General features: G+C 68.0%; 15 protein-coding genes. 13 read left to right on the forward strand and 2 right to left on the reverse strand.

Annotated elements, in window-relative coordinates:
* Positions 1-15: 15 nt before the first annotated feature.
* The 11 genes from rplU (at position 16) to ACTJKH_RS13155 (ending at position 7,932) form a co-directional block, all read left to right on the forward strand.
* Entirely contained in the window at positions 16-324 is a 309-nt protein-coding gene (rplU, locus tag ACTJKH_RS13105; RefSeq protein ID WP_028501602.1) for a 50S ribosomal protein L21, read from the forward strand.
* 19 nt (positions 325-343) lie between these two features.
* Positions 344-601 (forward strand): 50S ribosomal protein L27, encoded by a 258-nt coding sequence (gene rpmA / locus ACTJKH_RS13110; protein WP_028501603.1) that lies wholly within the window; start codon positions 344-346, stop codon positions 599-601.
* Positions 602-711: 110 nt separating this feature from the next.
* Positions 712-2,214, forward strand: coding sequence for a GTPase ObgE (gene obgE / locus ACTJKH_RS13115; protein ID WP_440737277.1), 1,503 nt, complete (start codon positions 712-714; stop codon positions 2,212-2,214).
* Positions 2,211-2,996, forward strand: coding sequence for a glutamate 5-kinase (gene proB, locus ACTJKH_RS13120; RefSeq protein ID WP_259162796.1), 786 nt, complete (start codon positions 2,211-2,213; stop codon positions 2,994-2,996). The genes obgE and proB overlap by 4 nt, the downstream gene beginning before the upstream one ends.
* Before the next feature lie 9 nt (positions 2,997-3,005).
* On the forward strand, positions 3,006-4,259 hold the full coding sequence (locus tag ACTJKH_RS13125; protein ID WP_440737278.1) for a glutamate-5-semialdehyde dehydrogenase: 1,254 nt from the start codon (positions 3,006-3,008) through the stop codon (positions 4,257-4,259).
* Between the two features lie 66 nt (positions 4,260-4,325).
* Positions 4,326-4,550: a hypothetical protein gene (locus ACTJKH_RS13130; RefSeq protein ID WP_210098235.1), complete on the forward strand. Its 225-nt coding sequence runs from the start codon at positions 4,326-4,328 to the stop codon at positions 4,548-4,550.
* 6 nt (positions 4,551-4,556) lie between these two features.
* A complete protein-coding gene (gene nadD / locus ACTJKH_RS13135) occupies positions 4,557-5,159 on the forward strand; it encodes a nicotinate-nucleotide adenylyltransferase (RefSeq protein WP_210098234.1) in 603 nt (200 codons plus the stop codon).
* A complete protein-coding gene (locus ACTJKH_RS13140; RefSeq protein ID WP_440737279.1) occupies positions 5,156-6,469 on the forward strand; it encodes a hypothetical protein in 1,314 nt (437 codons plus the stop codon). The genes nadD and ACTJKH_RS13140 overlap by 4 nt, the downstream gene beginning before the upstream one ends.
* A 5-nt stretch (positions 6,470-6,474) precedes the next feature.
* Positions 6,475-6,855: a ribosome silencing factor gene (rsfS, locus tag ACTJKH_RS13145; protein WP_210098232.1), complete on the forward strand. Its 381-nt coding sequence runs from the start codon at positions 6,475-6,477 to the stop codon at positions 6,853-6,855.
* A 1-nt stretch (position 6,856) separates the two neighbouring features.
* Positions 6,857-7,549 carry an SDR family oxidoreductase gene (locus ACTJKH_RS13150; RefSeq protein WP_440737280.1) on the forward strand — a complete coding sequence of 231 codons (693 nt, stop codon included), beginning with the start codon at positions 6,857-6,859 and terminating at the stop codon, positions 7,547-7,549.
* A 158-nt stretch (positions 7,550-7,707) separates the two neighbouring features.
* Complete coding sequence (locus ACTJKH_RS13155; protein WP_440737281.1) at positions 7,708-7,932, forward strand: hypothetical protein; 225 nt, start codon at positions 7,708-7,710, stop codon at positions 7,930-7,932.
* Positions 7,933-7,980: 48 nt separating this feature from the next.
* Here the strand turns inward: ACTJKH_RS13155 and ACTJKH_RS13160 are convergent, their stop codons facing one another.
* Positions 7,981-8,160, reverse strand: a complete 180-nt coding sequence (locus ACTJKH_RS13160) for a hypothetical protein (RefSeq protein ID WP_440737282.1) — start codon at positions 8,158-8,160, stop codon at positions 7,981-7,983.
* A gap of 343 nt (positions 8,161-8,503) precedes the next feature.
* Between ACTJKH_RS13160 and ACTJKH_RS13165 the strand changes: the two genes are divergently transcribed.
* Positions 8,504-10,660 (forward strand): hypothetical protein, encoded by a 2,157-nt coding sequence (locus ACTJKH_RS13165; RefSeq protein WP_440737283.1) that lies wholly within the window; start codon positions 8,504-8,506, stop codon positions 10,658-10,660.
* A gap of 36 nt (positions 10,661-10,696) precedes the next feature.
* On the opposite strand, the gene ACTJKH_RS13170 is transcribed toward ACTJKH_RS13165, so the two are convergent.
* On the reverse strand, positions 10,697-11,827 hold the full coding sequence (locus tag ACTJKH_RS13170) for an AI-2E family transporter (protein ID WP_440737298.1): 1,131 nt from the start codon (positions 11,825-11,827) through the stop codon (positions 10,697-10,699).
* Between the two features lie 296 nt (positions 11,828-12,123).
* Between ACTJKH_RS13170 and ACTJKH_RS13175 the strand changes: the two genes are divergently transcribed.
* On the forward strand, positions 12,124-12,507 hold the full coding sequence (locus ACTJKH_RS13175) for a hypothetical protein (RefSeq protein WP_440737284.1): 384 nt from the start codon (positions 12,124-12,126) through the stop codon (positions 12,505-12,507).
* Positions 12,508-12,561 lie beyond the last annotated feature (54 nt).

Raw genomic sequence — 12,561 nt, forward strand, 5'->3', positions numbered from 1 at the left:
CGAAACAGGTATGAAGTGGTTTACGCAGTAGTGCGCGCCGGTGGGCGGCAGGAGAAGGTCGAGGTCGGCACGATCGTTCAGCTCGACCGTGTCAAGGCTGCCCAGGGCGAGAAGATCGAGCTGGCCGCAGTGCTGCTCGTCGACGGCGCCACGGTGACCACCGACGCTGATTCGCTGGCGAAGGTCAAGGTCACGGCAGAGGTCATCGGCAACCTCCGCGGCCCGAAGATCATCATCCAGAAGTACAAGAACAAGACCGGCTACAAGAAGCGCCAGGGCCACCGTCAGGAGCTCACGCGCGTCAAGATCACCGGCATCAAGTAAAGACCGAGGAGACCAGGACATGGCACATAAAAAGGGCGCAAGCTCCACCCGTAACGGTCGTGACTCCAACGCTCAGCGACTTGGCGTCAAGCGCTTCGGTGGACAGCAGGTTCTCGCCGGCGAGATCATCGTCCGCCAGCGTGGCACGCACTTCCACCCCGGCGTGAACGTCGGCCGTGGCGGCGACGACACGCTGTTCGCTCTGGCCGCAGGCGCGGTCCAGTTCGGCGCGAAGGGCGGCCGCAAGGTCGTCAACATCGTCGCCGCTGCTGAGTGATCACAGCACGACAGTAGACATCCGATTCGGGGCGGGCTTCGGCCCGTCCCGAATTGCTGTATCAGGCCCGGACTCTGTCTCGGGCCGAAATCATCATTGAGGAGTGGGACATGGTCAGTTTCGTCGACACCGTGACGCTGCATCTGCGCGCGGGCAAGGGCGGCAACGGCTGTGTCTCGGTGCACCGCGAGAAGTTCAAGCCGCTCGGCGGCCCGGACGGCGGCAACGGCGGTGACGGCGGCGACGTCGTCCTCGTCGCCGACACGCAGACGGGAACGCTCCTGTCGTACCACCACTCGCCGCACCGCAGCTCAGGCAACGGCGGCCCCGGCATGGGCGACCACCGCGCCGGATTCATGGGGGAGGACCTCGAGCTTCCCGTGCCCGTCGGCACGGTGGTGAAGAACCCGGCAGGCGAAGTCCTGATCGACATGATCGAGCCCGGCGAGCGTTTCGTCGTCGCGAAGGGCGGCTACGGCGGCCTCGGCAACGCGGCTCTCGCCACCCCGAAGCGCAAGGCGCCCGGTTTCGCGTTGCTCGGCACCCCCGGTGCCGAGGGCGACGTCATCCTCGAGCTCAAGACCGTCGCCGACGTGGCCCTGGTCGGCTACCCGTCGGCAGGAAAGTCGAGCCTGATCGGTGCGATCTCGGCAGCGCGTCCGAAGATCGCCGACTACCCGTTCACCACGCTCCACCCGAACCTCGGAGTCGTGCAGGCGGGCGAGTCCCGGTACACGGTCGCAGACGTCCCCGGTCTGATCGAGGGAGCCAGCGAGGGCCGTGGGCTCGGTCTGGAGTTCCTCCGTCACGTCGAGCGCTGCACGGCGCTGCTGCACGTGCTCGACTGCGCGACCCTCGAACCCGGGCGCGACCCGATCTCCGATCTCGACGTGATCCTCGCCGAGCTCGCCGCATACGAGGTGCCCGAGGGCCAGACTCCGCTGCTCGAGCGCCCTCAGCTCATCGCACTGAACAAGATCGACGTGCCTGAGGCCCGCGACCTCGCCGACCTCGTGCGCCCCGACCTCGAGGCGCGCGGCTTCCGCGTGTTCGACATCTCCACCGTCTCGCACGAGGGACTGCGTCCTCTGACCTTCGCGCTCGGCGAGATCGTCGACGCGCACCGTGCGGAGCTCGCGGCCAACGAGACGCCGCGCGAGCGTGTCGTCCTCCGCCCGAGGGGTCCCAAGAAGGGCTTCGAGATCCGTGTCGAGGGTGGCACCTACGGCAACCTCTACCGCATCCTCGGCGAGAAGCCGGTGCGCTGGGTCCAGCAGACGGACTTCCAGAACGAAGAAGCCGTCGGGTTCCTCGCCGACCGTCTCGAGAAGCTCGGTGTCGAGGACGAGCTGTTCCGCCTCGGTGCGGTGCAGGGATCCACCGTGGTGATCGGCGAGGGCGACAGCATCGTCTTCGACTGGGAGCCGACCATGACCTCGGCTGCCGAGCTCATGACCGCTCCTCGAGGCACCGACCCCCGTCTGGCGCCGAACAGCCGTCGCACCACCTCCGAGCGTCGCGAGACCTATTACGAGCGCATGGATGCCAAGGCCGAGGCGCGTGCCGAGGTCGAGGCGCAGCGACTCGCGGCGTACCGCGAGGACGGCGAGTGACCGCTCGCACCAGGGCGGACCTCGCCACCGCCTCGCGCATCGTCGTGAAGGTGGGATCGTCCTCGATCAGCGGAGAGTCGTCCTGGCGCATCCCCGTGCTGGTGGAGGCGCTGGCCGCCGCGCATGCGCGCGGAGCCGAGGTCATCCTGGTGTCGTCCGGTGCGATCGCCACCGGAATCCCCTTCCTGCGCCTGGACGCGCGGCCCACCGACCTCGCCACGCAGCAGGCCGCGGCAGCTGTCGGGCAGAACATCCTGGTCTACCGCTACCAGGAGTCTCTTCGTCCCTTCGACATCGTCGCCGGCCAGGTGTTGCTCACCACAGGCGACCTCGAGAACCCGACCTCGCGTTCCAATGCGCGTCGGGCGATGGAGCGCCTGCTCGGTCTGCGCATCCTTCCCATCGTGAACGAGAACGACACCGTCGCCACTCAGGAGATCCGCTTCGGCGACAACGACCGCCTCGGGGCGCTCGTCGCACAGCTCATCGAGGCCGACGCGCTGGTGCTGCTCAGCGATATCGAGTCGCTCTACACGAAGCCGCCATCCGATCCGACGGCCGAGCCGATCGACGTGGTCGCGCCGGATGCCGATCTGTCCGGCCTCGAGTTCGGATCCACCGTCGTCAACAGCGTCGGCACCGGGGGAGCGGCGACGAAGGTCTCTGCCGCGCGCCTCGCCGCAGCATCCGGAATCGGAGTTCTCGTGACGAGTGCAGACCTGGTCGACCAGGCGCTCTCGGGTGCCGAAATAGGGACCTGGTTCGAGCCCGCGCTCTCCTAGACTGGGCGGATGACCGACCAGACCCCGCAGGTGCGCCTGGAGCGCGCCAAAGAGGCGTCCCGCGCCACCGCCGCCCTGACCAGCGACGACAAGGCCCGCGTCCTCGAGGCGATCGCCGTCGCCCTGGAGAAGAACGCGGGCAGGATCATCGAGGCCAACGGTCTCGACATCGCCCGCGGGCAGGCCGACGGCATCGGTGACTCGCTGATCGATCGGCTTCGTCTCGACGAGAAGCGCGTCTCGGCACTCGCCTCGGCGGTCCGTGACGTCGCCGGGTTGCCGGACCCGGTCGGTCGCGTCGTCGGCGGACACCGGATGCCGAACGGCGTCTCCCTCGAGCAGGTCAGGGTGCCGTTCGGAGTGGTCGGGGCGATCTACGAGGCGCGTCCGAATGTCACCGTCGACATCGCCGCGCTCGCACTGCGTTCGGGCAACGCGGTCGTGCTTCGCGGCGGCAGCGCGGCACGCGACTCCAACACGGTGCTCGTGCAGGTCATGCGCGACGCCCTCGAGAGCGCAGGGGTCCCACCCGAGGCGGTGCAGACCGTGGACGACTTCGGGCGAGACGGCGCCAAGGCGCTCATGCAGGGCCGTGGCTTCATCGACGTCCTCGTCCCTCGGGGCAGCGCGGGGCTCATCGAGACCGTGGTCACGGAATCGACGGTCCCCGTGATCGAGACCGGCGCGGGTAACGTGCACATCGTGCTCGATGAGAGCGCACCCGAGGACTGGGCGCGCGACATCGTCGTGAACGCGAAGGTGCAGCGACCCAGCGTCTGCAATGCGGTCGAGACGGTTCTGGTGCTGCGCCAGGCCGCTCCGAGACTCGTGCCGCTGGTCGCGAGCGCGCTGCAGAGCGAGGGTGTGGCGATCCACGGCGACGACATGGTCGCCGGGCTCGTCTCGAACGTGATCCCCGCGACCGAGGAGGACTGGGCGACGGAGTACCTGAGCCTCGACATCGCGATCAAGGTCGTCGACACGCTCGACGACGCGATCGGTCACATCCGCCGCTACAGCACCGGGCACACCGAGTCGATCGTGACCACGGATACGCGCAATGCGGAGCGATTCCTCGCCGAGGTCGACTCGGCGGTGGTGATGGTGAACACCTCCACACGCTTCACCGACGGCGGTGAGTTCGGCTTCGGTGCCGAGGTCGGCATCTCGACCCAGAAGCTGCATGCGCGAGGGCCGATGGGGCTTTCCGAGCTGACCAGCACGAAATGGCTGGCGCGTGGGTCGGGGCAGACCCGCGGCTGAGGGCTAGACTAGGGGGCGCTGTGGCTCCCTGCGAGTCATGCCCGCCAGCCACGAAACGGAGTCAGGATGAACCTCGTCGCACAGATCGCGATGGCCGCTGCCGAAACCGAGCATCACGGCAATGTCCAGCTCGAGACGCTGATCTTCGGCGTGATCGCGATCATCGTGTTCGCATTCCTCGGCCTGGTCACGCTGTCGTACAAGAACGTCGCCAACCGCCACTCCGCCAAGGCCGATGCCTGGGCGGCGAAGCACGGCAAGGACGGCCACGAGGCAGGGCACGGCCACTAGGCCCCTATGGACGACACGACCTCGCGTCCCCCGCGCATCGGTGTGATGGGCGGCACCTTCGACCCCATCCACCATGGGCACCTGGTCGCCGCCAGCGAGGTCGCTCACTCCTTCGACCTCGACGAGGTCGTCTTCGTCCCCACCGGACGTCCATGGCAGAAGCCCGAGGTCACGCCCAGCGAACACCGGTATCTCATGACCGTGATCGCGACCGCGTCCAACCCGCAGTTCACCGTCAGCCGAGTCGACATCGACCGCGAAGGCCCGACGTACACGATCGACACCCTTCGTGATCTGAAGGAGAAACGTCCTGATGCCGAGCTCTTCTTCATCACCGGAGCCGACGCCGTAGCGCAAATTCTCAGTTGGAGGGACCATGATGAACTGTGGGAGTTGGCCCACTTCGTCGCGGTCTCGCGCCCAGGACACGTTCTGAGCACCGACGGCCTCCCGAGCGACAACGTCAGCCAGCTGGAGGTGCCGGCGCTGTCCATCTCGTCGACGGCCTGCCGTGTGCGTGTCCGTGACGATGAGCCGGTCTGGTACCTCGTCCCCGACGGAGTCGTTCAATACATCGCGAAGCATCATCTGTATCGGAGCAAGGCATGAGTACATCGGATCGGCAGGATCAGGGTCCGCTGACGCGAAAGCAGCTGCGTGAGATCCGGCTGACCGGTTCCACGCCGGTCATCACTCCGGAGGAGGCGGCTGCTGCCGCCGTCGCGGCACCGCCCGCACCCCCGTTGCCGAGTGCGGTCGACGAGGCCAGCACGGTCGACGAGGCCGAGCACGTCGAGTCCGCAGCCGCACCGTCTTCTCCGTCCTCTGAGGCGTTGCCGGAAGACGAGTCCGGTGCCGTACCCCTCACTCGCCGACAGGTCCGTGAGCGCGAACTCGCCAAGACCGGATCCGTCGCGATCGATGGCGGAGAGCACGACGACGACTCAGCGGACGAAGACGCTCCTTTCGCTGAGAAGACGGGTGAGGATGCTCCGTCCGAGCACGCGCCCGTCGAAGCCGCCGCTTCCGCAGACCCGGTGCTGGACACTCCCGCCCTCGTCACTGCGATCCCCTCCTTCACGCCGCCCGTCCCGTCCGATGACGTCGACGATGCCGATGATGATGTCGACGACGAGATCGCGCACGCTCCGGTGAGCGCCGCGTCGGGTGTCGAGACCTCGGGGGATATCCCCTTCGCATCTGCTCCACTCGACGACGATGGCGTTCCTGCATCCGAGGGCCCCGCCGAGTCCGAGCCCGCGGTCGATGCGGACTCCGACGAGGACCCTGCGGCCGCAGTCGCGGAGCTCGGCATCGAGGTCGACACGGTCGAAGACCGCGACGAGATCGACCCGGACGACGTCCTCGCCGACGTCGATGCCTCCGACGACGACGACCTCTCTGCAGAGACGAACCCCACGGTGAACCCCGCGTTCGGACAGGGGCTGCTCAGCGATGCGGCCGACGCGACGAAGCCCTTCACTCCGTCGTTCGACGAGTTGCTGACGGTCGGGGATTCGACCGGTTCGCAGCATCTCGCTCCAAGCACCCTGATCTTCAATCCGTCCCCCGGAGACGGGTCGCTGTCGGGCCCCGTCGCTTCCACGGGTGAGATCCTCGTGACCGGCTCGTACGAGCTGCCCAAGGGCCTCGGTTCTCAGGGCCACGCCCACGGCACGACCGACGGCAAGGACGTCGACGCCGTGCTCATCGACGGCGAGCTGCCTCCGGCATCGTCGCCGACCCCGATCGCCGCCAGCTCGGCCGTCAGCACCATCAAGCCCGCGGGCGAGGTCATCCGCCCGCCCGCCCCCGAAAAGGGCAACAAGCTCATGCTCATCCTCGCGATCGTGGCGGGTGGTCTTGCGCTCGCACTGGGCGTCGCCCTGATCGTGGCCTTCACCGGAAATGTGTTCTGAATCTGATGCAGTCACCTGAAAACGCCGTAGAGATGCTGCAGCTCGCAGCAGACGCAGCCGTCTCGAAGGGCGGTGAGGACCTCGTCGCGCTGAACGTGTCGGAGCCCCTGCCGCTCGTCGACATCTTCCTCCTCATCACCGGAAACAGCGAGCGCAACGTCGCCGCCATCGCCGATGAGATCGAAGACAAGCTGATCGAAGCCGGGCACAAGCGTGTGCGCCGCGAGGGACGCGCGGAGGCCCGCTGGGTGCTCCTCGACTTCGGCGACCTGATCGTGCACGTCTTCCACCAGGAGGAGCGGGTCTACTACGGACTCGAGCGCCTGTGGAAGGACTGCCCCGTGGTCCCGTTCGAGCTCGCCGACTCCGCCGCAGACCGCGGCTGACATGAGTGTCCACCTGATCACCGGTGCCGGATCCGGTATCGGCGCGGTACTCGCGCGCCGCCTGCTCGACCGGGGTGATGAGGTCGTGGTCCTCGCGCGCGATGCGGGCCGGGCCAAGGAGATCACGGCCTCGCTGCCCGGTTCGTCGGCGATCGTCGGCGACCTCGCCCAGCCGGGGCGTCTCTCGTGGGCGCTGTCCAAGCAGACGGCACTTCCCGAGCGCATCGACTCACTCGTGCACGCTGCGGGCGTCGTCGATCTCGGCTCGGTGGCCGACCTGCCGGCCAACCTGTGGGAACGCCAGCTCGCGGTGAACCTCGTGGGGCCTGCCGAGCTCACTCGGCTGCTGCTGCCCGTGCTGCGTGTCTCGCGCGGCCGGGTGGTGTTCGTGAACTCGGGCGCCGGTCTGCACGCGCACGCGGGCTGGTCGGCCTACGCGGCATCCAAGCACGGTCTCAAGGCGCTGGCGGACTCGCTGCGCGCCGAGGAGGCCGAGCACGGCGTGCGGGTCACCTCGATCTATCCGGGGCGCACGGCTACTCCCATGCAGGAGCGAGTGCATCAGCAGGAAGGGCGTGAGTACGACGCCGCGCGCTTCATCTCGCCGGATTCGGTCGTGACAACCATCCTGACCGCGCTCGATCTGCCCGACGATGCCGCTCTCACCGACCTGACGATCCGCCCGACCGGCTGACCTCCAGGCCGACTCCGCCTTCCGACCCTGTCAAGGGGGTATCCGCCAGAGCGTCCGCGATGGATGATCTGCTGGGGAGACAAGTCTTGGAGGGCTGTTAAATGTCTGGAGATCCAGAGCCTAGATACGTACTGCGACCGGTCACTGCATCGGATTGGGTGATCAACGACCAGCGGTACGACGCCGACGATCCTCGGCATGTCGTGGCCTGCGTCTACGACGCGGAAGGCGGGGTCGAGGTCGTGTGGCTTCGTGACCTCCAGCTCGAGACGCACTACCAGAGGGCGTCGGAGGTTCTTGCGGCAGTCGCACAGGCCAAGGATCCGAGCAGGGCGACCAGGCCGATCGTCATCCCCTCGCGTCCGCCGTTGCTCGCGAACTGAGCGGATCGTGCGGCGGAGCCGCTCTCGTGAGCTCCGCCGCACGATCGGTCAGACGGCGTCGTCTTCTCCGGGGCGTTCCGCAGCCAGACGGTCGGCCTCCGCCCCGTCGATCTGATCGGCATCGACGTCCGTGTCGAGGACGGATTCGCCGTCGACCTCGCGCTCGGGAACGCCTGTGGGATCACCGTCGTCAGGCAGAGGGATCAGCGGTGGGGTCGGTGTGGACATGATGGACTCCTCTCGTGTCATCGTGGCGGCAGACTATTGGCGCTGTCCGCCCGCCGGGAGTGGGTTGACCGCTGCACCTCGGCAGAGTAGCGGTGAGGATCAGCGTCAGCGGTGCGCACGCCGTCGAACGACGATGCAGCGAAGCCGCGCACGACGGCGGGCGTCCTGGACTCGGCCACCACCCAAATCTGGATGACTCGTCGCAGCGCGCGTACCCCTCATGTGGGGACTTCTCTCCATCGCAGCGCTCGTGCGCACTCGGTAGGGTTTCGATGGCGTGCCGATCGGGTGACCGGCGCGGACGAACGGGGGAGATGTGCACGCTTCGGTGACGGCTCGAAAGATGTACGGACCGCCGAGGGCCATCGCTCTCGCGTTCGGGAGGCCCGAGCCGACGATCGCCTACGCGACACCGCTCGTGATCGTCTGGATCGTCGCCGCGTCGATCCTGATGACGGTGTTCTCCGGCGATCTGGCGATCGTCAACAGCGAGGTGTCCCCACTCCGTGCAGGCCCCGGTGCCACGATCGGTGTCGCGATCCTGGCCGTCGCGGTGGCGGTCGCCCACGGTTTCGGCATCACCGCCGCGACGCTCGCCATCATCGCGGCATCCGATGGGCGACCGATCACCGTCCGCGAGGCATGGCGCGGGGCGCTGCGGCGCCCGGCAAGCGTGACGCTCGCCGTGGCGGTCCTTCTCGTCCTCGCGGCGATCGTTCTGGTCGTGACGTCCTTGGCGGCGATCCTGCCGGTCATCGGCATCGCTGCGGGCATCGTCCTGCTCATCGTCGGGATCATCCTCGCTCCGCTGCTGCTCGCCTGGCCGATGCTGGTGACACGCAGGAAGTCGCTTCCCTCGGCACTCGCATGGGGATGGCGATCGCCTCGCATCTTCCTCGGTCAGTTGACCGAGCCGCTCGGCAATCCGCGGCTCGCGATCGTGGTCACGATCGTCCTCGCCGGTGCTGTCACGCTCGCGGTGAGCTGGCTGGCCGGCCTGCTTCCCTCGGGGTGGTGGACACCGTTCGTCGGCGTCGTGCTCGCGCTGGTGCCGGCATCGCTCGTTCAGCTGCTTCTGGCCGCCGTGGCGGTGCGTGGCGCCGCCCTCCGCGTCGACGAGCCGCTCCTGGCGGCGACGGACGACGTCGAGGTCGCTCCTCTCGAGCGCCGTCGGGGCGCCCTCATCGGTGTCGCCGTGCTCGCCGTGCCCGCGGTCGTGGCTGCCCTGCTCGTCGCCGTGAACCCGTGGCACGTCCCGGCATACGCGGCTGCCGACGTGCACCGCGTGTGGACCTCGTCTCAGATCGTGCCGTGGCAGGGCGGAACCGTCGTGCTGTCCCGGCTGGGTGGCGAGGACTCCTCCGCGAGAGTGTGCGCGGGTAGCGAGTGCGGACCGGAGCACGAGATGGTCTCGATCCTCCCGACGGCCATCGCTCCCGCCGCAGACGGCGGGGTGCTCTCGGCTTCCTGGTATCCGATCGAAGGTGCCGACGACGGATCGGGAAGCTTCGAGCTGCGCGTGGCGCACAGCTCCCCGGAGTCGCTGGCGACCTGGTCTGAGCCGCTCGGAGAAGACGCGACCGACACCGAGAGATTCGACGCCTGGTCGGGATTCCCCGGGGACGAGCGCGTGCTCGGGGCGCTCGAGTCGAGTTTCCGACCCGCGACGTCGGTCTTCGACCGAAGCAACCAGAGCCTGATGGCCGTGGCGATCGATTCGAGCGGAGACGCCCCGGTGATCGCCTCGATCGTGCGGCCGTCGGACTCTCGCACCGCGACCCTCGCCCTCGACTTCTGCGCGGATGCCGACTGCACGGCGAGTGAGCGCACGACGCAGACGGTGCAGTGGGCCTCATGGAGCACCAACTCCACGACACTCGACGTCGCCTCGACCGACGACGGCGGTGCGGCCCTCGTGACGCTCACCGATCGGGGTGAGGACGAGGAAGACATCGCTCTCCGGGTGATGACCGCCACCGCCGGTGGCGACTGGACGACAGAGGCGCTCGACGCTGACGTCGCCGGCGAGGCTGTCACGGACCTCGATCAGACGCACGGAGCGCAGATTGCGATCGGTGCCGACGGGCTGCCCGTGGTGCTGTTCCGTGCCGTCGACAACTCGACGCTGCGGCTCTTCTCCTGCGCGGACGCATCGTGCTCGACGGCAGGGGTCACCGACATCCCCGCTGAGACCGACCTGCTGCACACGCCCGCTCTGGCGATCGACTCGACCGGGCGTCCGCTCATCGGAACGATCGACAGCGCGGTGAATGTCGCCCTGATCTCGTGCGGTGACGCGGCGTGCGAATCCCGCACGAGCGCGCCCGTGCTGGCTGCCGCGCCGACCGACGGCGGTTTCTCCAACGCTCTCGCCCTCGCGGTCGACGACAAGGATCGTCCGCTCATCGCGGTCGGTCTGCGACGTGCGGGTTCGGAGGCGAAAGCCACCGACAGCGGGTCGATCGTAGCCTGCACCGCCGCACGCTGCGGCGTCGAGTAGTCGGGCGGCGCGTCAGAACGCTTCAGGAGAACCGCCTCAGACGGTCTCGGGGCGCTTCTTCCGGAACGGAGCTGCGGGAGTGTGCGGCCCATCCCAGACCGTGATGATCCCCCAGGCCACAGCGGCGATCGGCACCGAGAGCACGGCCCCCACGATGCCGCCGAGGATCGTGCCCGTGGTCAGGGCGAGCAGGATGACGAGGGCGTGGAGCTTGAGGGAGCGCGCCATCACGACGGGCTGCAGGAAGTTGCCCTCGAGCTGGTTCACGAGGACCACGATTCCGACGACGATCAGGGCCGCCAGCGGGCCGTGGGTGACCAGTGCCACGAGGGCGGCGAGGATTCCGGCAGCCGTCGCCCCCACGAGGGGGATGAACGCCGTCAAGAAGACGATGACGGCGAGGGGGAGGGCCAACGGGATCTGCAGAATCGCGAGACCGACGCCGATGCCGATGGCGTCTGCCGCGGCGACGATCGACGTTCCGCGGATGTACCCGCCGAACACGTCGACCGTCTTATCGCCGATGCGGCGCGCCCGCTCGTAGCTCGTGCCGGTGAAGGGGCGCAGCAGGAACTCCCAGATCCGGGGTCCGTCCTTCAGGAAGAAGAAGAGAACCACGATCATCAGGGCGAGGCCCGTGAAGAAGCTCGCGGTGGCCGAGACTCCTGCGAGTGCTCCTCGACCGAAGGAAGCGCTGGTGAGGAAGTCGCCGGCACTCGCCCACACGTCGTCGAGATCGATCGCGTCGATGTCGAACGGCAGGGTGTTGAGCCAGGCCGTGACCTGGGTGATTCCGTCGGTGGCGGAGTCGACGAGGTCATCCCACTGCGAACGGACCGTGAGGACGATCACCCAGACGATGCCGCCGAGGATGGCGAGGATGCCGATGAGAGAGATCCACGTCGCGAGGATCGACGGAACCCCCCGGCGCCGCATGAAGGAGACGAGCGGGTGGATGGCCGACGCGAGGATCAGGGCGATCGTCACCGGGATGAACACCAGCGACAGCTGCGTGATCCCCAGTACCGCGACCGCCACGAGGGCCAGCACTGCGAGCGTCTGCAGGCTTCGGGTCGCCGCGAGGCCGAGCCCCCGTGACCAGAGACCGGGATCGCGGGGTGACGCTGCGCCGTCGGCAAAGGGCTCCGGTCGTCGAAATAGTCCCAGCACGCGTGATCTCCCGCTCTTCAGGATCGCTCTTCCAGCGATCGATGGCGTCGTCTGTCTACCGGCCGCGCCAGAGGAAGACAAGCCCCTGGCGAACGGCCACGGACTCAGTCTGCGGGATGCGGCGAACCGCGCCGCGAGCGACGCCGCTGTATGGCGCAACTCAGGGGTTCTTCGCGTGCGGTCGTGGGATCCGCTCGACTCGTCGCGTAACGGAAAACGGATTCGCGAGTCTCTTAGATGGAGGCGGGACGGCACGGTCGTGCGTGAGTCGCCGGATGAGAGGAGCGCTGCCGATGGGTGCGCTGACACGGACGCGTCTGCGTCACCGGTTCCGGGCGGAGAACATGATGCAGGCTGCGGTCCGGGACTTCGCCGTGGTCGGCTTGCCGACTGACCCTCTCGTCGCCCGAATCGAGGTCGGGGCGCAGGGGACCTTGGCCGCGCACCTCGATGTCGCCGGTCGGACGCTGCGCGTGTGCGCCGAGCAGCATCACCGGCTGGCCGTCGCCGTCGCGTCGTTCCTCCAGGAGGGGGAGTTCCTGCGCGGCAACAGTTGGCCATCGATTCCCGGACTCGGTCTGCTGCGCCCGATGGTGCAGGGTGATCGCGCAGTGTGGGCGCTTCCCGACGGTTCCGTCCTGTGCGAGATCGGCGACCTCTTCGAGCCGACCCCATAGTCGGCCACGAACTCAGGAGTGGGAGAAAACAAGAAAACCCGCGATCTCTCGCGG

Source organism: Microbacterium sp. 22215 (genome assembly GCF_052045655.1).
Taxonomy (GTDB): Bacteria; Actinomycetota; Actinomycetes; order Actinomycetales; family Microbacteriaceae; genus Microbacterium; species Microbacterium phyllosphaerae.

Bases quoted from the DNA above. Each gene is read 5' to 3' on its own strand.
- nadD (WP_210098234.1), top strand. From the start codon at position 4,557: ATGGACGACACGACCTCGCGTCCCCCGCGCATCGGTGTGATGGGCGGC.
- ACTJKH_RS13165 (WP_440737283.1), top strand. From the start codon at position 8,504: ATGTACGGACCGCCGAGGGCCATCGCTCTCGCGTTCGGGAGGCCCGAG.
- ACTJKH_RS13175 (WP_440737284.1), top strand. From the start codon at position 12,124: ATGGGTGCGCTGACACGGACGCGTCTGCGTCACCGGTTCCGGGCGGAG.
- ACTJKH_RS13150 (WP_440737280.1), top strand. From the start codon at position 6,857: ATGAGTGTCCACCTGATCACCGGTGCCGGATCCGGTATCGGCGCGGTA.
- ACTJKH_RS13125 (WP_440737278.1), top strand. From the start codon at position 3,006: ATGACCGACCAGACCCCGCAGGTGCGCCTGGAGCGCGCCAAAGAGGCG.
- obgE (WP_440737277.1), top strand. From the start codon at position 712: ATGGTCAGTTTCGTCGACACCGTGACGCTGCATCTGCGCGCGGGCAAG.
- ACTJKH_RS13130 (WP_210098235.1), top strand. From the start codon at position 4,326: ATGAACCTCGTCGCACAGATCGCGATGGCCGCTGCCGAAACCGAGCAT.
- ACTJKH_RS13160 (WP_440737282.1), bottom strand. From the start codon at position 8,160: ATGTCCACACCGACCCCACCGCTGATCCCTCTGCCTGACGACGGTGAT.
- ACTJKH_RS13140 (WP_440737279.1), top strand. From the start codon at position 5,156: ATGAGTACATCGGATCGGCAGGATCAGGGTCCGCTGACGCGAAAGCAG.
- rpmA (WP_028501603.1), top strand. From the start codon at position 344: ATGGCACATAAAAAGGGCGCAAGCTCCACCCGTAACGGTCGTGACTCC.
- rsfS (WP_210098232.1), top strand. From the start codon at position 6,475: ATGCAGTCACCTGAAAACGCCGTAGAGATGCTGCAGCTCGCAGCAGAC.